This window comes from Bacteroides sp. HF-4919, from assembly GCF_018860125.1.
Genome location: NZ_JAHKNF010000001.1, coordinates 507,433 through 528,712 on the forward strand (window position 1 = coordinate 507,433; position 21,280 = coordinate 528,712).

Sequence of the window (21,280 nt, forward strand, 5' to 3'; positions counted from 1 at the left end):
TTCCTTTCTGTCTCTTTATTGCGGCACAAACGGATTACCGGAGTCTTTGACTGCCTCTTCTACCCATCCTTCCACATCCACAGTTCCTATCTCTACTTCAGTGGGACGAATAATGACATCTATCTCATACTTTGTCCCTTCCACCATTTTCTTGTTCGTACCACAAAGCTCGGCAGCACTAATCTTACCTTTCATCTCCTTTCCATCTATTATTAGTGTAAAAGAAAGATCCCCGGTAAAATCAGCAGGCACTACCATATAATCCAGAACGGCAGGAACTGCAGCGGTTCCGATAGTTATCGGAACGGTATAGCTGAACATCACCCCCTGCACTCCTCCTTCAACGATCCCTGTAAACAGATCCAGTGTTCCGGTGATCCGTAAAGCCGCAGAAAATGTAAATGAACTGATCTCGCCATTCCCGGTATACTCTCCTTTATTCTGAGCCACATCTGTTACTCCTCTGATAAAGTTAAATCTCAGGAGCGAATAGGCTCTGCGTAAATTCAGCGTTACGGCACCTGTTGTATTCGAAGCTTCAAAAGGACAATAATAGATCTCTTTTGAAGCCGCATAGAGTTCACTGTTCATCACCACACTACTTGTCCGATCTTCTTTATAAGGATAGTAAGCCGTCAGTTTCGCCGGTCCATCGATCAACACCAGTTCTTCCCCATCCGTCTTCCAGTATGGAGTTCCATATGTATATTTTCTGTTATGAATGGCCTCGTAACCATTCGCGATATCTTTTTTCTGAAAAACCCCGATGGCATCGGTCACTGTAGTAAGCTCAGCAGCCGAACGCGTAAGTACCTCTAACCGTCCTGTTGAAACTCCGCCTATGCATAAAGAAGTGCGCTCTCCTTCTCCTGTCTTTCCGTCACCCGGAACAACGCAGTCATACTGCGAACAGGAGAAGAGCGCAACACACAGAAGAATGCAGGACTTCTGAAAACAATCTATTTTACACTTCCTTATTATCATCGTTCTTATTATTTTTATGAAATCATTCAATTCACTTCTACATCCGGTGGAGTTACTATCCCATCGGGGACTTTCCAATCGGTAGGTATAGTGACCGTTTTTATACCAAAACTACCCGCTCCGTATGCCTCATCGGGAGTGTCAGCCCCCTGACTCAAAACATCTTTAATAATCACCGTATAAGCATTGTTACGTCGTAAATACTGCACATCATTTTTATCGATATTAATATTCACCCGATACCATCCCTTATAAGGAGACTTTTCACATTGCAACAGCAGACACACCGCCTGCGTTTGTAGCAGATAGGGAGTATGGAGAGTACGCAACACCTCAGTGGCATACAAACCGCCTATGATACTGAATTGCTCTGACGCATTTTTTTCATTTGCATAAGTCAACGGCAGGAAAGCCATATCCTGCGGATCATTAAATACAGGTATTACCGGTGAAACATTACGAAGCATAGCCGATTTCAAGAGAACCGTTCCCCTTTTATCCTCAGCCACCCGGACATCTATGCGTACGGCTGCACGCAGTAGCTGTACACTCATATCCTTCCCTGCTTCCTTGAATGTTGTTCCGCTCATAAGTAAACTATTATCCGTAACGGTATATGTTCTGTCCGTTATTGACTGCAACGGCATATCTCCCCGAAGTTGCACCCGCACTGAGTTTTCAGTCTGTCCGGAACAATATGTATCAAAATCCATTCCGGGAAAATAAGCAGAAGCATTGGCAAGCACCAATACATTATAATCCGTATGATTGTCGATGCTTCCGCTTTCCGGTATAATCACCGATATTTTCCCTGTCTTAGCCAGATGATTGCCATCGACAGTTCCCTGCAAGGAACCGGCATACAACCCGTTGCCATGTTCATCGTAAATGAAAAATAAGAGCTTTACATCATTTATCACACTTTCCTCCGGACGGGCCACAGGTATTTTCCCTCCTGTATCGGATGCCCTTGTTTCCGGATTATCAGCATCGGGGATGGTATAGTTCAGCGTGAAAGCGACAGGCTTGACAGGCTGCATATCACGTCCCTCTTCACTTGAACAGGCTGTAACCCCCATCAAGCAAAATACGCTTAGAAGCATACATCCTTGCCGTATATTTCTTTTAAATCGTTTCATAAGCCAACTAATCTATGTTTAATTATGCAGTTCATCTTCCTGGCTTCCTCCGTTTCCCCAGTCATCGGGAGAACGGTCTACCTGAGTCAGTTTATAATGCACTGTCAAATTCTTTACTTTTATATAGAAGTCATCGTCATAAGCCTCACCGGCGGCAAGGTCCCCATAAGACTTTTTGGCCTTTACGGTAAGCGTACCCGCAGTGACAGTTATCTCGTAGCGTTCATTAGAGATTACGGCCGACACTGCACCGTCAGATACCTTTACAGGTGCAACCGTCGCATTACCGTTAACCGGGCTCGACGCATCAAAACTCAACTGCCAGAAAGGACCGAACGCAACATCACTTTCTATGGGAATGGATTTCAGCGAACCTGCGTAGCCGGATAAAACGAGCTTCTTTGTACCCGAAGAGAACCAGTTCTCACGGTCAAAATCAATTTCCGTATTCACGTCTATCCAGTCAATCACTTTCACATAGATATTCATCGGTACCCCCGTAGCCGCATCGTCAGGATTGTCATACCCCGGACCCGAGACATTCATAATCTGAAAAGTGTACTTATGATTGCGCAATAGTTCAACCAGTTTTTTCGGATCGTCCGGATCCGTCAGATCAATCCGGTAATAAGTGACATCCGCGTCGTCTCCATAAATTCCGCCTACCACCAAACGAGTGGTAGCCACTTTGTCGTTGCCGGCAATATATCCGGGCTGATCAAAGCCGTTATCCGAGTAATAAGTGTTTTCGTATAGATAGAGCGGTCCGGCAAGGAGCAAAGAAGACTCACTCTTCTGAAAAAGCTTGTCACCTATCGGGCGAACCCCTAATTTGGCGGGTAAAGTCGTTTTAACCACATTACGGGTCTTTTTCTCGTCTTCTGAACCTGCGGTAACCACTTCATAGGCCTCCTTTAACGGAGCCAACCTACCGCTATCCGCCGGGAAATAAGCATAAAACTCACGCAACTTAAAAATCACCTTACCATCGCTATCCAACAACTCACCCGGATTTCCCGTATGCGCGTCATCCACTTTTGCCTGTACAGCGGCTACCGAACGCAGCACCGGTACACTAAGAGTTTGTCCTACCGACTCTTTCGAAACAGTCACTCCTGACAAAAAACCATGCATAGGCAAACAATCTATCCCGGACGGATTATTCTCCACCTTGGATACCATTTTTTCCAATAATGCATTCATCTCCATCCCTAAACCTTTATAGGCACCGCTACGCACCAACTCTGCATGGCAATTCGTAAATACATGCACTTCCAATCCTTCTCCCACAGGCATAGTCACCTGAAACGTATTTTTACCGGCAACCGGAGTTCCTTCGGATGCTGATTTCAGATACAGCCGATCCCGGTCGGCTACTCCCGGAGCAAACACCAATACGTCAATGCCATTGATCACCGTCTCTTTGTTATCCGTCCCATCGGCTCCGGAAGCATACGTTCGGGGAACATTCACACGGAGGTACATGTCTTTATCCGGGTTCTGAGAGATACTTTCGGAAGTATCATCCGAACACGAAACCAAAGCCACGGCCAGAAATACCATCAGTTGACATATCAGAATTCTTTTCATGCTATACTCTCCTTTTATCAGCTTACTTACATATTACTTTCTATTGCCGCCACTTTCCATCCATTGACACGAACCTGCATAACGGGCTTCACATAATGTCCGTCAATCACCAAGTCAACATAGTTGCCCGGAACAGAAGTCAACTCAATAGGAGCACAATCAAACGAAGCGACCTTTTCATCACGAATAAACACATCTACCTTCAGGAACTTTCCTTCCGATGAAAAAGAACCGAACCAGGGAGTCAGTACATTTCCGGTACTTTCTTCGTAGTAACATTCAGGTTCAAGTATCACTTCGTCCGTATTTGCTTTATTATTATAATCTACACCACTACGCGTACCGTAAAGGTGGAACTTAAAATCTTCGGGGGAAGGAATAATACTGCTCGCGGCACGTGTTGTTCCTCCTTCTTCAACGACCTTATCCTCTACTGTCTGAGGAATCATTGTTATACGCGTACGGCATACGGCACGTACAAACGGAATGGTCACAATATTGCGGTTTTCACGCAGACCGGCATCTATGGCAATGCGTCCGTACAACAGATCGTCTACAGGCCGGCAGATTCCGCTGCCGTCGGTAATTTCTTTTAATTTCACATACCCCTCTCCTATGGGAGTATCAGGAGTATCTACATAATCAATTGCCTCATCATGTGTCCAGGCTATCAGTTCCAGACTGTCTATATCATCAAAGGTTTTCAAGAATCGATAAGGTTCGGTCAATCCTACTTCGTCCAAACCTATTTCCAGTTCCCGATATTTATGCTTCTGTTTATAAAAATGAAGTTGCGTAGGAGTAGAAACCGTTTCAAAAAAACGATTGGCTCCACCATAAATATAGCTGAAATAGATGTGCATATATCCGGCACAAGCATCCATATCATCTTTAATACATGAATTCAGCAATAGGGCAACACCCAGAAGTATCGGTAGCAGTTTCTTCATTTTAGTTTTGTATTCTTCTCTTTCCGAAAAAGAAAGGGATATAAACCGGAGCGGATTTTCTGCCCGCCCCGGATCATATAAAAAAGAGATTCTGATTACATATTTATATTGTTAACAACATATTTCCATGGCTTAACAACTACCTGTACAAGCATGTCAATATTATCCGAATTGATAGCATCTTCAATACTCTTGGCACCCAAAGTAGTAATAGTACCTGTAATATGATAGAATGTATTGCGTTCGGTAATCTTCATTGAGGTTGTTTCGTCATCGCTATAGTTGGCAACATCAGCACGATAGTAACGTTTGTCGTTAGGTTTAATCGTAATAGCAGCTTCTTTCTTAGCTTGTTCCGTTTCACCTCTCAACGCAAGTTTATATGTCGCATTCGTTTCCAGGAACGTAACCAATGCTGTTACATTCTTAGCAGTATTCCAGAAATCAGCAGCCAATTTATCATAGGTGACAGTTCCGTCAGTAGAAGTAGCAGTTTTGAAATCATCATTGTTCAAAGCTTCTTGCAACATATGTTCTGTAATAGTCGGTTCAAGCAGGGTATTTGTACCGATATAAGTAGCCTGAGTAACTACCACAGTAGCACAACCGGCATTATCCGCATAGTTAGGAGTTACATAAAAATAAGGAGAATATAATTTGTCACTCTTAACGTATACCATCGAAGCAGCTGCAGGAGTACCTCCATCAGCCAGCGCCTTTTCACCAACAACCCATGTCAGACGATATTCTTTCGCGTCAGCATTGTATTCCCCGTTATTCAATGCCGGAGTCGTTCCAGCAACTTCTGCAGTACCGGGTGCAGATTCTTTCTCACCTGCAAATGCTTTCAACCAGCCTTCCACATCCCAGTCTTTAGCAGTTGCATCCGCACTCTGCGGGAAATACCAGTCACGAGTCTGTGCCGTGAACGGAGAAACACGTCTCGGGATACGCACTACGACAATACCATCGGGATCTTTAGTACCTACCGGATTTTCCCAATCTGCATCTTTGATTGCCATCTTACCATAAGCCTCGTATACGGGATTGGTAGTAACAGAGGCATTAAAGAATACCTTCGCTAATTCACGATTCAGAGGAATCGAAACTTTAACGGTAGATCCGTTCGGGATATTCGGGTTGGTAGGAATAGCCGACACACCTGCCATGATATATTTCTTAGTCTGCGCTCCGTCTTTAGCAACAGTCAGCTCATTCAGATAACTTTTAGAGAGATTAGAGATATACGCACGGATAGCGGCTTCCGACTTGTCACCCTGATGCGCCAATGTCTGAGCGGTAGCAAGGGTCATCTGAGGATCATTCACAACCACATAAACACTGTCTCCCTGGCGTACACCGTTAAACGTACACATATTCTTCTTCGTTCCGGGAGTCGCAACATCACCGTCATTGATTGCGGCTGCCACATCCTTGTCTTCCGTATTATTGTCACCTGCCACACGCTTCACAGTCCAGTCACCTACTTTCGCGCCTTCATGCTGCGGATCATTTTCTTTGGCAAACAGATAGGCCACATACACGTTATTTTCAGTGCCTACTCCTTCTATTTCACCTTTATCCGCACGGGTGGCAGGAGCTGTAGAATTGGTAAAAGCAATGCTGATGGCATCAATAATCTCACCTTTTTGGCCGCCACCGCCAATTCCCGGTTCATCATCATTACTACATGCAGCCATTGCAAGGGCCGCCAATGTAAATGTAAATAATTTGTTTAATTTCATGTTACTAAAAAATTTAATTATAAATATGAGTTTGAAATATTTAATGTGCTCATCCGCTTTGGTTATTCCTTTCTCCCCTCCAGGCTGCGAAAGGTGAAAGGCAGAGAGAAAAATGCGGATACTCCCTGTTCCATCGTTCTGTTAACTGTCACTGTCTGTTTCGTTAATCAAAGATTCCTTTCCATCACTTTTTAATTCTATTATTACCATTCACTAATTAATTTGAACTATGTATATTATTGCATTAACTTCAATTTCTTTCTTTCGGTCAGCAATGCGGGAGCGGTGGCATCAGGTATATACAATGTCATGCCGCAATGACCGCCAATCGTAAATCCGCCCCGGCTCTGTGGCATAAAGTTCTCCGTAGCCGCTTTATAGACTATCGCTTTCTCCAAGACCTCATCAAAAGCGGCAGACTCTTCTGCGCTTCCAATCCTTTCCACATAGGCCGAAGCGTCATAAAAGAGATGTTGTCCATCCGGCAAACGATCAAAACTCTGTAAGCCGCTACGGTCTATCCACTCCCAACGTTCCACCCGGCTCTCGGCTGCACGAAGTTGCGACTTCAACATTTCCAAGCCGTTAGTCCGGATCACACTGATGGTAGCCGAACGGTAATCCCCTTCCAGATTGTTATAATAATCATAATAGGCGGCAGCCACTGCCGACAGATCCGCTTCCTTTTTATAAAGCAACGGAAACATTTGTTTGTATACCGGAGTGAAGCCCGGTGAAAGCATCTCGGCCGATGACCCGACCACATATTGTGTTTTATCTTTCAGTTCGTATGCTACCTCAAGTCCGGCCATGAAACAACCTTCGAAAAGGATGAAATTGAACTGGCCGTCCGGGATGGCTGATGCAAAATCCTGTAAAGTCATTTCAGAATGATTATCCTTGACAACCGAACGGGTCGTACCGGCCGGAACCACTGCCGTAGCTACCGGCAGCCATCCGCTGGTATGAGAGAACACGATCAATCCCGGATCAACGGAAGGATACCGGGCCATAGCCTCATTGACAACCCGTGCAAATACGGAGGCACTGGCTGAATTCTCCTGTTTATATTTAGCCAATATTTTTGTTACCTTTTCTCCCTGTTCATCAAAACAAACCTCTAACAAGCGGGTACTATCCGCTCCTTTTTTATCCTGATAAATCAATAGATGCCCCGGAAACCTGTCCCATGCCTCTGCTAATGCTGACAATTTTTCGTCGGTCTCATCGGCTAAATCATTATCCCCTCCCATATAAACCAAAAGGGTACGATCAGACAGACGTTGCTCCAACAGACCGTCCGCTTTCTCACCGACTACACAACCGGCAAGCAACAAGCAGAGCATATATCCTATGTAATACATTCTTTTCATATTCTTATTTTACGTATCTAATACGACATGACACTCGCCGGAGCTTCGGAAAATATTCCCGCAGCAAGACTCCGAATGTTTTCCCTTTATTCAGCGTTTTCAAAGATTTTTTCCGTTGATTGTTATCTTTCACGGTACGCAGGATTGAAAGAATTTCATCACGCTCCGGAAGGTCGGAAAGTTCTATATCTTTCTCAAACTGTTCCCAATCTTCGCCTACCCATTCAACTGCGATCTCCATGCGTTCGCCATATTTATTTTCAAGAAACTCCTGAAGAGCTTTGGCACGCTTCTCGGCCAGCCGTTCGTTATTCAAGGCATATCCTTCGGGAGAAGAGTAGCCGGTAACAGTAACTCCCGATATGGAATTCCGGTTATCCCGCTCAATAGAGTCCACCTGATTAACGAAATGCATCCAAGAGGCACGGTTCAACTCATGATCGGGAAGAATGCGCATTTCGTTAGTAGGAAAATAAATATCAGCTTCATAGCCCGCCTGAATAGGGACCGCCTTCCTATAGGAAGAGGCATCCGCAACCACAGGTAGCCGCTCAGATACATCCGGAACTACCCGGACGGTGTCACGAATCACAATAGTATCCACCCGTTCTACAATCAATGGCGGTATCTGCTCTGTCTGCATAGCAAAAGGCACCAGGCGGGCATCGCAATTGCAATTGGTATCCCGCATCCACACTTTCACATCTTCCATCCATGCCGCATAAGGAACTTCGATTCGATAATGAATGTGGGGCAAGGCGTGATCCCCCTCACGAAGCACAGTATAAGGAGGAATCTTCTCCAATCCCGAAGTAGTGCCCAAGGCTCGGCGTCGGCGATACATCAAATCGCTTTGAGGCCCATTGAGCACAATGGGAGGCAGCGACAACGAATCGGCGGCATTGCCCGAAGAGAGTAGCGGAAACAGATAGACCGTACAGTCCGGCGCCAGATGGACGCTGGTCAGGTCGACAGCCAGATCGACCAACAAGACAGAGTCCCGGCGTTCCAAACGATACACCTCTGTACGGACAGGCTGCGTAGATCTATCTGCCGCTAACACTGATAGAGAGATGAAAAATGAGAAACTTATGAAAAAAGCTTGCCTGATATTCATGTCTTGCCCCCTCCCCTACTTTAAAAGATAGATAATGGACACACCAACCTTGGTAGGGCCTACATAACCGGTCCGGTAATGATCGACACGCTCACCGCAGGTAGGACAATAAAACTTATCATAATCAACTTGAAGGTATCCCAAACCGATATCGACTCCGATATTCACCCGGTTGCTGATAATCCACTGATAACCATAAGTAAGCCCCCCACCATACAACTGGCCTTCAAGCCGATAGTCCTTCAGAATACCAAAAGGAAGGTTACCGAAGTTGAAGATACCTCCCGTGGCATGCACGCCCAGATAATGCCCCTTGAAAACTTCACTCAGCCAGTAACGGTATTCTACCTGCCCGACCAAATGCTTCATTTTCCGGTTTTTAGCGTACGTAAAAGGATTATATTGAATAAGACCGGCTACACTCATCTTTGAACTAAAAGCATATTCGACTCCTACATTCGGAGTAGCCGTGGCCCAGTAAAGACCATTGGCAGTCAAGCCCCACTGCTGAGCGCTCCCTATACAAGGAAACGATAAAAGTAAAGCAACAATCACCCCCAATGTGCATAGTACCTTTTTCATATTTATGGTTTGTTTGATAATTAGGGACTCTTTCTTATAATGAAAGGGAAAGCTTCAGAATTACCAACATAACCTCCTGTAAAACAGAAAAATAAAAGAGTACCGATCCGGAAATGTTTCTGATTTTTTTTATTTTCAGAAACAATTGCAGGAAGTATGAAAGTAAAGCACTGATTCATAGAGCATTGCTTGATGTTGACTCAGAAACGATTTCAGAAACATGGACGGAAAGGGCCATAAAATAGCGACACAAAGGATGGCATACGACCTGCATACATCTGATTATAAACAGATTAATCATCCTTGTGAATAGATAACGGCATGTGCCTGAAGCAGTGGGGACGGGCAGATGAAAACCGTTGGAAAAGAAATAGTGAGAAACCGGTGTATGCTTTCTTAGAAGAGTCTGTAGACAAAAAGAAGGTGTACAGGAGGATGTTTTTTTATATATGGAAAGAGAAAATGAATAATTGACAGCAAAAATAAAAAAAATTAAAAAAATATTTGCTTTATTAATAATTTAATATGTATCTTTGCAAAAGTTATTTGAGATCAGAGAGTATCTCACGGTTGGCTCTTTCATTATAAGAAAGAGTTTTTTTTGCCCTCCCCCCCCTCTTTACCGAAGACAGTTTATCACTAACCGATTGGCCTTGTCAAGCCGCGTAGTATCTATACGATCCAAATAAATGCGCGTGGTCTTCTCCGATGTGTGTCCCATGCAGTCACTGATGACCGAGACAGGCACATCATTCGCATGAGCAAGGGTCGCCCAGGAGTGACGGGCCACATAAAACGTGAGCGGCACCTCCAACCGAAGCCTGTCACCCAATTCGCGGATCTGTTTATTAAGCTTGCGTTGCTGTCGGCGGTAATCCTGATAGCTGTCACCACGGCGGAGCATCGGGAGCAGATAATCCGATGAAGAATCGGCATAGCGGTCAATCAACTCACTCAAACCGTTTTCAATTCGTATCCGCAACTCTTGTCCCGTTTTCTGCCGTTTGTAGCAAAGGTAGTCTCCTTGCAGATTTTCCTTATTTATATAGCACATATCTACAAAAGACATTCCACGCGTATAGAAACTGAACAGGAACAGATCACGAGCCAACTGCATATCGGCACGGGAAGCAGTCAAATCGACTTGCTCGATCCGTGCAATCTTCTCGCGGGAAATGGCACGCTTGGCAGTCACCTCTTCTTTAAGGTTCAGCCTCCGGAAAGGTTTCTGATCAGTATAAACCACATGGTCGGCACAGGCACGATTATAGATGGCACGCCACTGGCGGAGGTAAAACGAAATGGTGTTTGGCTGATTGCCCCGGTTGCGGAGGAAGTCGGCAAAGCGGTCGATTACTTCGGGGGTCAGTTCTTCGAACGAGAAAGGACGGTCACCCACAAACAACTCGAACGCCCGGCGGGCACTACGGTAATTGGCGGCTGTGCCCTGACGCCCTTTATTTTCCAGACCAGCTATCACGGAGTCGGCGTAGACCAGTACCTGGGTCAAATCATTGTGATAGTTGTAGACGCGTACAATGTCGTCCACCGTATAAGCACTCCCCTTCTCCGCTTCCAGCGATTCGCAAATAGCTGTCAACTCCTTCCTTATATATATAAGGTATTCGTTGGCTTCGCGAACAGTGAGCAGGCGACGGCGATTGCCACCGGTATTCTCTACCATTTCTAAACGGGTGTTGAACTCTGCCTCCCAAAATCGGTAAGGCGTATAAATCTCTCTTTTCTTTCGATGGCGTATGATCTGTATCACGAGTGGATAGCTGCCATCACGACCCTCGCGCGAGCGATTGAGCCGTGGAGTGATGGAGGTCATCTTCTTTTTTACTTTTGAAAATTTTGCAAAAGTATAACAACGTCCACTATCAATATGTTGGCAGCTTTTTGACTTCACTATCTTAAAAAATCTTATACATTTTGTTTGTACTCCCTTCCATGAAGAGAGGAGCAAATGTAGCCCAGCCCCCGGAAACGACCTAAAAATAGCCGTTGCATTTTTGCAACACCTCTCTTTTTCAGGGTGTCGCAAATATGCAACACCGGATTTCCATCGATGAAATGGGCTATTTTTGAACTACCTGCATGATTTTCTTTATTTCACCGGGAAGAGAAAAAAATCTGTCCGGATAAAAAAGGCATGGATATTATGGGGTATCATATGATCTAAACTTTCGACTACCCGATTAGCACAACAAACAATAACCTACGCCATATACGCGATATATATGAAAAGTATATACACGATAAGAAAACATGAACCCCATATTACCTGCTATTTGTTAATCAGAAGTTATCGAGACTTCAACTATAAATAACACTCAGAATGCTTTCCTTTCATTAAAAAAGCGCAGAAGCAGCACTTATCTTTGCACTGCAAAGCGTAATGTTTGCTCTCGTAGATCAATCGAATCACTTACTTGGCAATAGAATCTGAAAATTGCCATTTTGTATTTTCTATAGCTTATAGAATTCATTTTTTCCGTCCAAGTTCCAAGGTTAATCAAAAGAAGCTCAAGAATCCGTATCAGAGTAAATCGAAAAGAAAGCAAATAATGCAATACGCAATCCACAAAATCGGCATACGTAACCGATTGCAATATAAAAGATAAATATAATTCCAATTATAGATCATTTTCATATATTCAGAGAAGTCATAAACGAGAAGCAACCAGAAAAATACGCAGTGTTTTATGCCCCTTTTCTGAAAGAAAAAAGAGAGTTATCGGCTGCAAAGCAACTTGCCACCGGTTAGATGTTAACTTCCTGCCGGCACAAAGCTAACTTTCTGCCGACAAAGAATTAACTTTGTGCAATTACAAAGTTAACTTCCTATAGATAAAAAAGTGAATATCCGGTTCTTTTTTACTACCAAACTCTCTTTTCATCTGTCTTTATATCCCCGCAAAGCCCCTATTCCAAGAAAACGGAGCATTGCACGCGTCAGCAAAAAAGGAAATATCAAAGCAAATAGTTAGAATTTGAAGGAAAATCAATACGTCCTATACACACTCTCAGAATAGAATCCACCAGCCAATTCATATTTAAGCAAATCAGGAGTTCTACTTATCAAAAACATTTCTGAAAGTTTTCATTTTTTATCTGTATCTTTGCCCCAATTATATGCGGCCGGAGAAACAAATCGGTTTTAGCAACATAAACGATAGCCTAATCGTCATCAGAATCACCACCTCCGATAACCAAAGAAAGGCTATAATAGACTTACTCATTGGGGTAACTGTACCGTCTCAGGACGTGGTGCACTGCCATTGAGTAAGCAGGCTTGTGGTGAGCCTTGATGACGTATGGCGGGCGCACTACGTCTTTTTAATATATATATTTGAATTTATTTTGAAATTATTCACATTTATTATGGGGAAAAAAGGACGCTGTGAGAGTTTTGTCCACGGGACTCGCAAACATTGTGCGAATAGGACATAACCAACATCTGACATTGAAACCAAACATAAATATGAATCTTAAAAGCCTTCCTTTTCATAAAAGAAACGAGTATCTGCAAAGAAAATACCACCAGTTCAAGAATATAGAAAGTGCGGAACAACAAACGATCTATTACATCTATTATAGTACAGTGGTCTGCTTCAGTATCGGAATCCTGGCCGATCTTTGCGTCTACCTCATGCGAAATAACTTATTGCTGGCAATATGCAATATACTCTCCCTGGGATTATTTGCGTTATTCACTTATTTACTGATTCGGAAAAAAGCCCGGATCGTATCTCTACTAAACAGTGTTTTCTATACGATACAGGGCAATATACTGATCTCGATGTACAACCGTATCTACCTACCGCCGGAAGAAGCTGGATTCTTTTTGTCGCAGGACCTGATTATCGGAATGGTGACCTGCGGACTGGCTTCCATTTCCGTAAAACGCCACACGGTCATAATCCTATCCCTCTCACCGGTTTTGCTCTATCTGGGCATCGGACTCTATACATCGTCCGGCCTCTACCTTATGAATTTTCCCAGCCTGACGGTAGCTTATATTTTTCCTCCGGTAATGCTCGCCAAGTTACAGGAAATATTGCGAAGCATGCACCGGCAAAAAAAAAGGATGACTTCCGAACTAAAGCTATGGGCGGCTTTCAACGCCCTGCACCTTCAACCCAGCAACAAAGAAATACAATTCTGCTGCCTGATATTGGAGAACAAAACAACCGAAGAGATAGCTGAACTTCAATATATAGCCCCTTCGACTGTGAGAAGCAACCGGAGCCGGCTCCGACAAAAATTACAGATAGGGCAAGAGACTGATTTACAGGAGTATTTATCAGAATTAATAAAAAAAGATTTCGATTAGTTGAAAAATGTAAATTAAAACCTCTATATTTGTCACCGACAAGAATAAACGACAGCACGCTTTAGACAGAAGTGAGCGCGTTTATGAATACATTTAATTTAAAACTAAATTTCCCAAACTTGTTGTGGGAGATAGCCGGATATAATTTCCCGTCTCTATTCGGGAAACGGGCTATACTCTTTATTTTCATAGCAATATCTTTTCAAGTATCCGCCCAACGTATGGCCATCAAGACTAATACGCTGGAATGGTTAGCGGCATCTCCCAATCTGGGAGTGGAATTCCCGCTAAACGATTGGATGACAGCCGAAATTTCGGCATCGGCTAATCCCTGGAAGATTACAGATAAACTTTTCTACCGTCATGGGCGCGTACAAGCTGAAGCTAAATATTGGCTTCGGAACCTGCTGGCGCGCCATTACATCGGTATCACAGGATTCTATTCCATGTTCGACGTAGGAATAACCCCCAGGGCATATTATGGAGATGCCGTAGCTGCGGGTGTCACGTATGGATACAACTGGATTCTGTCACGCCGCTGGAACCTTGAGGTTTCAGGCGGTGTGGGTGTGGCACGCTACAGGTTGGTGCGCTACCAACCGGGAAGCACTCACGGTGAACCGAATGAATCGGGATGGGCCCCCATACCGGTTAAACTAAGTGTATCTTTTATCTATATAGCCAAATAAAATAACCCTAATGAATATCAAAAGATTTTTACTATTGGGGATAGTGGCCCTATACGCCATTATTCCGGCATGGGGACAAGCCCAGAAAGTAGAAATACGCGGAAGCGTAATCGATGATGAGGGAGAACCTGCCATCTCTATCGTAATCAGAGACCAGAATGAAAAGGGAGATGTATACGGCATCACAGACCTGGACGGAAAGTTCAAGATCATGGCAGATCCCAGTACGACCCTCCATTTCTCGGGCTTTGCCTACGCATCAAAAACAGTAAAACTTAAAGGAAAGACAACGATAAACGTAGTGATCTCGTACGAAGCATCGATGATTGACGAAGTGGTGATCACCGCCAAAAAAGTGGTGGACAAACTGCTACCGGAACCAACCGACATCGAGATCGTCGGAAATCAATACATCATCCACCCTAAAGTAAAAATTCCCAAAGAAATGTATAAGCCGAACACACGTATCGTAGTGCAACCGATGTTGGTGAATATTACCCGTAAAACACAGAGCCTGTTCCGCCCGGCAGTGGTGACCGGAAAGGAGTATGCCATCACATTGGAACGAATGATGGAATTCGACCTGAGCAGAGACCCGTTAGCACCTTTTCAGGAGAAAACGCAAAAGATTGATAAAAATGAAGTGATTGCCTACGTAGACTCCCTCTATATGGATAACCCGGACGATGAATGCCGGTGTGACATCTACATGTATCTGGTAGAATATAAAAAACTGGCATACAAAGATACAGTAGTGATAGCCAAAGGTACGGTAAATCCGATGCGTTTCTTTACGTACCAAGCGGATGGCATGAAAATCAGAGATGAAAAATACATCCCTAAACCTCAAAAACAACAAAGAGGCGACAGAGGAGAAGTGAAGCTGAACTTCCTGATCAACTCGGCAACGATAGACGAAAAGGATCCGAACAACCAAAGAGAACTGGAGAAAATGCGCTTGCGCCTGCAGGAAATAGAAAACGATCCGAACTCGGAATTCCTGTCGTTTTCCGTCAAAGGAGTATCGTCGCCAGAAGGTCCGTATCAGTCGAATCTGAAACTGGCACAAAAACGCACGGACAGTACGCTGAAACGTATCTTTGGTTTTCTGAACGGAGGCACTATAAACGCAATAAAAGACAGTACATATACAGAAGGAGTGGTGGCCTCATGGGAAGAGGTAGCAGAATTGATGGAACACGACTCACTGCCTACAGGCAAGTTACGGGAAATCATCAATTGCTATCCGGACAACATGGCCTCGCAATACAGCCGGATCCTACGACTACCGGAATACCGGAATGTCATTCTAACGACTTACTTACCACGGCTGCGCCGGGTGGAATATAGTTTCAACTATTCGGTGATGAGATTGCTGAACGATGAAGAAATACGCATAATGTATAAACAAGACTATAAAAAATTGGTGCCCTATGAATTTTGGCGGATATACCTGAATGCCGATAATGACTCTACACGGGAAGTAATCTGCCGACAAGCACTGGAACAATATCCTAAATTTATGATTATGGCCAACGAATTGGCTGCATTACTGATAGAACAAAAGAAAGCAGACAGCAAATTACTGGAACCGTTTGTCAGCAGATCGGCTCCCACAGAACTACTCTGTAATCAGGTAATCGCCTTAATGGACGAAAGAGCTTATAACCGGGCGGACTCCATTATAGACTTTTTGCCGGACAACGACATGACACAAGACGTAAGAGCCATCGTTGGAGCTTACAACGGGCATTTTGAGGATGCTTATGAACGGTTCGGAACACAAGGCGGCATAAATGAAGTGGTATTATTAATGGCCATGAAGCAAAATGAAGAAGCGTGGGAAAAGGCACAAGAACTACCGGATGAACCACTCAGCTATTATCTAAGGGCGGCATGTGCCAACAGGTTGGACAAAGTGAGCGAAGCATATGCTTTCATAAAACGGGCCCTGAACGAAGATCCGTCACTGAAAGAGATTGCGCAGATAGACGGAGACGTAACCGACCTACTGCAACAGTTGGAAGAGGAAAAGAAAGAACAGAAGGAAAAAGCGGAGAAAACAAAAGAAAAAACCGAAACGGAAGACACCGAAACGGAAGAGAACGGCTTGAATGAAGAAAGAACGATAAAGCAATGAAGAATATGAGAAAGAGCTATAAAAGAATCCTGCTGTTAGGAGTCGGTTTCGGCTTATGCGTAACTCTGGCAGCACAAGAGCAAAAGCAAGATTCAACAGCGGGAAAAAACAATATAGAGGCCTCAGAATATTTGATACCCAAACGAAAGGGAGCGGAAAAGTTCCATTCGAAGAGAGGGTCGGAGCATCTGTTTTTCTCTGTCGGATCGGGCATCGGTTATCTGTTTAACGTAGGAGGCGGACAAACCGCTCACGGACCACGGGCATCATTCATGGCAGGCAATTGGCTGACTCCCGTCATAGGATTACGGGCCGGAGGGGAATATACACAGTGGAAACAAGGAAATACGGATATGCATCTGGCAGGAGCCAATGTAGACTACCTGATCAATATCAGTGCATTTGCCGCCAGATACAACCCGAAGCGGGTATTCGAAGTGATCGGCGCTCTCGGACTCAGTTATCAGGCCACTATCATAAAAGACCAAAAAACAATCCATTCATACGGATTGAGGGCAGGATTACAAGGGAAACTGAATGTATCGTCTGCTTTTAACCTGTTTATCGAGCCACAACTGGCACTTTATCCGGACCGGGTGGACAACCAGCCATCGTGGAAAAGATATAACCTGGCAGGATCACTAATGGCAGGTATTACTTACAAACCGGCAGGATACACTACCCTGACCTTCCTTAAAGGAGGTTTTGCCTCACTGGCGGCCGGCACCGGAAACACCGGAAATGTATTGTTCGACACGGAATTCGCTTTAGGTAAATGGTTCGACAAAATTAACGGAATGCGGATCAGTGCCGGCAGTAGTACCGCCTTTTTAGATAATGAAGAAAGCGGAAGCAACCGCGATTTTAATATCAGCCTCAACATCGACTATCTGTGCAATCTCACAAGGCTTTTTTCCGACCGGGACAGCCACGTGTTCAACCTGACAGTGGCAGGTGGCATCGGGAGCTATTTTCCCGGAACGGAATCATCATCTTCCATCATCCTGAACGGCCGCATCGGACTACAGGGAGAAATCAGGTTGTCGGCCCATACCGGGCTTTGGCTGGAACCCCGAATCAATATATTTAAAGACAGAAGTTATCGGGCTGACCTTCAGGAACCCATACGGGGAACAGTGGGGTTAATGGTGGGAACAACGTATAAATTTTAGAATAAGATTCACCCCCACATACTTTATGCTCTCTCTTATGGACAAATTAATATAAACCTACATTGATGCAAGTGTTATAATGGCTGTTGTACAGCTTTTATTTTGTTTTGTTTGTGTTTAATAGTGCGCAACAAACTTACTGCGAAGTAAATGCGTCCTTGCTTTTCCACTCTGACTTACTGTGAAGTAAATGTGGTGTTTGTTTTATCAATGTCCCAGAGTTCAGCGGAACATGGGACATTTTCTTATTGTTCAAACCACCAGATTATGAGCAGTGTAAAGAGCGTTGCCAATACGGTACAAACCAGCGAACCTTCAAAACCAAATGCTCCTCCATTAATCAGATTATTTGCAGGCAGGCGAAGTGAAAACAAGGTTTCACAGAAACGATTGCCACTGACTTCAAATCCAAGCACGGGCCCTTGAATCCAGTTCCAAAAGAAATGAAGCGAAATAGGAAACCAAAGATTACGGGTGTAAAGATAGGAAGCTCCCAGTAATAACCCTCCTAACACCAGATTGAGCATGGGTAAAAAAGCCACATTGGGATTCATCAGATGGAGCAACGCAAACAAAAGGGAAGAGATGAAGAGAGAAATAAATTTATTGAGTCGCGTACGCAATAAATGTCCCAAAACATATCCGCGCATCATAGTTTCCTCGACAATGGCAACCATGGCGAAAAACAACCCGCTTAAGAGCAAATCGCTCCAATGCAAATGGACACCGACAACCTCAATCTGCCCGGTCAGCAAACAAACAGCAAAGCCAATGGCATAGATAAGCACTGCCATCAGAAAACCGTATAGGATATCTTTACCACGTCTTTTCAGACTGAATCCTAAATCGGAGAAGGGACGGCGATCAAGAAATCGCATCATCAGGAAGGTTACAATAAATACGCTCAGCAACATAGCTCCCTCCCCAATAAAGAAAGCCCCCATTCTCCACTCTTTTAATACAGAGATAGAACTCAGGATAATCCCAAACAGAGGTATAAGAATATAGAAACCCACCAGAAATAATGCAATACTTGCAAATGCCGGAATCCCTCCCGAAGAGGGGATCGGACTGTTCTCTTTTTCTTGTTGTTCCATTTTGTTAATTTATTAGTTGAAGGACAAAAATAACTATATTTTCCTAAAACTCTCAACGAGATAAAGTATGATTCGCTATATTTGTCTAAACATTTATCATAAATATGAAAATAAAACATCTGTTTATAGGAATAGCCCTTGCTGCCAATCTATTTGCAGCTACGGCACAAGAAGTTAAGAAAACATATTTCGTCAGCAAACCGGGAACTCTTATTTCGATGATGACGGAAGAAGAAGCAAACCAGGTGACTCACCTCACTCTGACAGGAAAGATCAACGCAGTGGACTTCAAGCATCTGCGCGATGAATTCAAAAATCTGCAAGTGCTCGATATAGCGAATGCAAGTATCAGTATGTATTCGGGAAAAGAAGGTACGTATCCGGATAAATTCTATATTTACATGCCAAACTTTGTTCCGGCCTATGCTTTCTGCAAGATGGAAAACGGTATTGCCAAAGGGAAACCGACCCTAAAGAAAGTGGTTCTTTCGGAAAAAATCAAGAACATTGAAGATGCAGCCTTTATGGGATGCGAGAACCTGAACATCTGCCAGATCAAAAAGAAAACTCCTCCCAACCTGCTGCCGGGAGCCTTGGCTGACAGCATCACTGCAATCTTCGTACCGCTGGGAGCAAGTGATGAATACCGGCTGAAAAATCGTTGGGATAACTTTGCGTTCATTGAAGGCGAACCATTGGAAGCTAAAATAGAGGTAGGTGCTTTGAGCACGCTGGAAAGTGAAATACAAAAAGCAGGGCTACAACCGAAAGAGATCAACTTCCTGACCATCGAAGGCAAACTGGATGCGGCCGATTTTAAACTGATACGGGATTATATGCCGAATCTGGTTGCCGTAGACATCGAAAAGACCAATGCGACAGCTATCCCGGACTTTACTTTCTCACAAAAAAAATACCTGCTCCGCGTTCGTTTACCTCATGGACTGAAAAGCATCGGACAGCGGGCTTTCAGCAATTGCGGACGTCTGTGTGGAACCGTGGAATTGCCGGAAAGCATTACAGCCATCGAATATGGTGCTTTCATGGGATGTGACAGGCTACGCTACGTAGTTGCCAAAGGAGATAAAATCACAACCATAGGAGACAATTTATTCGGGGAAGGGAAAAATAAGTTGATTTATAAACGATAAAAAAACGGGAGCATATCAAAAAACTCACCACAGAGGACACAGAGGAACACAGAAGGAATTTTAACGACACGAATAATCTGTGGAAATCAGCGCAATCTGTGGTGAGAGGACCTTTGACACAACTTCACTCCTTCTTGTTCATCGCTTTTTTATCCAATAACCTATACCCAAAAGAATAAGCAAGCCGGTGAGGATAAAGGCCCAGATGTTGGGTACGCGCGACTCGGCAGTCAAAAGATATTCGCCTGCCAAAAGACGATAGGCATCTACTTTCCAGACCCAATGACCATCCTCCCTAAAGGTTGTATTTGCCGAAAGCATTTGTCCGGGCATATTGAGTTCATATTGAATCACCACTCCAAATAACTCAACGGAACGTGTTTCCTCATCAAATTTTTTATCCACTTCCTGCTGTTTTTCTTTATAGAGAAGCGAAAAGCAATCAGTGTGAAAGTGAGTATCGAGTAATTGACAAACGAGTGCCGGAGAGAAGTCCGGATCATCATTCTGAGGCCTATATGCCTGATACAATGAATCCTTAGCCGCATTCAGACGTGAAAGATAGTCGCCCTGCTTCAGGTCAGCTATAAAAGGCCGCATCACTTCAATACTTAATTCATAGAGACTTCGGTTGTACCATTGAACAAATTGTCCTTCCAAACGATCGAGTACTTCCTTCATTTCCAATCCGTTCATTCCCCGATACGCAGTGTCATCGCCCTGAAACCAAAGTTTCTGTTCCGACTCGTTCAGATAGTTTTTCAAAGGTACAGGCCCTTTTTCTGTCAGTTCGGGATAAACACCGTTATAGGTATAATACGTATAGAACCAACGGAAATGTTTGGTCAGTGTTTCCCGCGGAGTCACCAAAGGACGAAACATCGGATTTTTAGGCCGGACCTGCTCCGAAAATAAGTCGACAGAAGCCTGCTCCCTGCTGGCACACACGTTTATCTTTTCCTTCTCTCCAAAATAATTATGCATCCGGACAGAATCAAAACGCGTCACCGTCCAACCGGAATCCAATGAGAACATAAAAGGATTTTGTGCCCGATTTCCGGCCATGAATGCAGAATCGCCAAAGGCATAAACCTCCCTACGAGCCGATCCATCAGGAAAAACCTGGGTTTTCACTTGATAATAGGTGGTGCAGGACACCATTGAAACGGCCAGCAACAATATCGGTAAAAGATTTTTTGTTTTCATACGCAT

16 protein-coding genes are annotated in these 21,280 nt (G+C 44.1%); 5 read left to right on the plus strand and 11 right to left on the minus strand.

Features of this window, described 5'->3' with window-relative positions; all coding sequences use genetic code 11:
* Positions 1–15: 15 nt before the first annotated feature.
* The 9 genes from KO473_RS02250 to KO473_RS02290 all read right to left on the minus strand — a co-directional run bounded on the left by KO473_RS02250 (position 16) and on the right by KO473_RS02290 (position 11,314).
* Entirely contained in the window at positions 16–984 is a 969-nt protein-coding gene (locus KO473_RS02250; RefSeq protein ID WP_005819580.1) for a fimbrillin family protein, read from the minus strand.
* A gap of 26 nt (positions 985–1,010) precedes the next feature.
* Positions 1,011–2,123, minus strand: a complete 1,113-nt coding sequence (locus KO473_RS02255) for a hypothetical protein (protein ID WP_005776553.1) — start codon at positions 2,121–2,123, stop codon at positions 1,011–1,013.
* An 18-nt stretch (positions 2,124–2,141) separates the two neighbouring features.
* Entirely contained in the window at positions 2,142–3,713 is a 1,572-nt protein-coding gene (locus tag KO473_RS02260; RefSeq protein ID WP_122130682.1) for a fimbrial protein, read from the minus strand.
* Between the two features lie 26 nt (positions 3,714–3,739).
* On the minus strand, positions 3,740–4,663 hold the full coding sequence (locus KO473_RS02265; RefSeq protein ID WP_005776551.1) for a FimB/Mfa2 family fimbrial subunit: 924 nt from the start codon (positions 4,661–4,663) through the stop codon (positions 3,740–3,742).
* 95 nt (positions 4,664–4,758) lie between these two features.
* A complete protein-coding gene (locus KO473_RS02270; protein ID WP_122130683.1) occupies positions 4,759–6,408 on the minus strand; it encodes a DUF5029 domain-containing protein in 1,650 nt (549 codons plus the stop codon).
* A gap of 236 nt (positions 6,409–6,644) precedes the next feature.
* Positions 6,645–7,781 (minus strand): clostripain-related cysteine peptidase, encoded by a 1,137-nt coding sequence (locus KO473_RS02275; protein WP_122130684.1) that lies wholly within the window; start codon positions 7,779–7,781, stop codon positions 6,645–6,647.
* A gap of 4 nt (positions 7,782–7,785) precedes the next feature.
* A complete protein-coding gene (locus KO473_RS02280) occupies positions 7,786–8,898 on the minus strand; it encodes a DUF3868 domain-containing protein (protein WP_122130685.1) in 1,113 nt (370 codons plus the stop codon).
* Positions 8,899–8,913: 15 nt separating this feature from the next.
* Positions 8,914–9,480: a DUF3575 domain-containing protein gene (locus tag KO473_RS02285; RefSeq protein ID WP_101603003.1), complete on the minus strand. Its 567-nt coding sequence runs from the start codon at positions 9,478–9,480 to the stop codon at positions 8,914–8,916.
* Between the two features lie 619 nt (positions 9,481–10,099).
* Complete coding sequence (locus KO473_RS02290) at positions 10,100–11,314, minus strand: site-specific integrase (protein ID WP_122130686.1); 1,215 nt, start codon at positions 11,312–11,314, stop codon at positions 10,100–10,102.
* Between the two features lie 1,653 nt (positions 11,315–12,967).
* Here KO473_RS02290 and KO473_RS02295 point away from each other — a divergent pair.
* The 4 genes from KO473_RS02295 to KO473_RS02310 all read left to right on the plus strand — a co-directional run bounded on the left by KO473_RS02295 (position 12,968) and on the right by KO473_RS02310 (position 17,820).
* Positions 12,968–13,819 (plus strand): LuxR C-terminal-related transcriptional regulator, encoded by an 852-nt coding sequence (locus KO473_RS02295; protein WP_032530395.1) that lies wholly within the window; start codon positions 12,968–12,970, stop codon positions 13,817–13,819.
* Between the two features lie 83 nt (positions 13,820–13,902).
* On the plus strand, positions 13,903–14,508 hold the full coding sequence (locus KO473_RS02300) for a DUF3575 domain-containing protein (RefSeq protein WP_005808963.1): 606 nt from the start codon (positions 13,903–13,905) through the stop codon (positions 14,506–14,508).
* 10 nt (positions 14,509–14,518) lie between these two features.
* Positions 14,519–16,648, plus strand: coding sequence for a type IV pilus biogenesis/stability protein PilW (locus tag KO473_RS02305; protein ID WP_122130687.1), 2,130 nt, complete (start codon positions 14,519–14,521; stop codon positions 16,646–16,648).
* A 5-nt stretch (positions 16,649–16,653) separates the two neighbouring features.
* Positions 16,654–17,820: a hypothetical protein gene (locus KO473_RS02310; protein WP_181996057.1), complete on the plus strand. Its 1,167-nt coding sequence runs from the start codon at positions 16,654–16,656 to the stop codon at positions 17,818–17,820.
* Between the two features lie 245 nt (positions 17,821–18,065).
* On the opposite strand, the gene KO473_RS02315 is transcribed toward KO473_RS02310, so the two are convergent.
* Positions 18,066–18,917, minus strand: coding sequence for a CPBP family intramembrane glutamic endopeptidase (locus KO473_RS02315; RefSeq protein ID WP_101602999.1), 852 nt, complete (start codon positions 18,915–18,917; stop codon positions 18,066–18,068).
* A 104-nt stretch (positions 18,918–19,021) separates the two neighbouring features.
* Here KO473_RS02315 and KO473_RS02320 point away from each other — a divergent pair, with 104 nt between their 5' ends.
* Positions 19,022–20,068, plus strand: a complete 1,047-nt coding sequence (locus tag KO473_RS02320) for a leucine-rich repeat protein (protein ID WP_005808974.1) — start codon at positions 19,022–19,024, stop codon at positions 20,066–20,068.
* Between the two features lie 138 nt (positions 20,069–20,206).
* Here KO473_RS02320 and KO473_RS02325 read toward each other — a convergent pair whose 3' ends face one another.
* Entirely contained in the window at positions 20,207–21,274 is a 1,068-nt protein-coding gene (locus tag KO473_RS02325) for a hypothetical protein (RefSeq protein ID WP_122130691.1), read from the minus strand.
* Positions 21,275–21,280 lie beyond the last annotated feature (6 nt).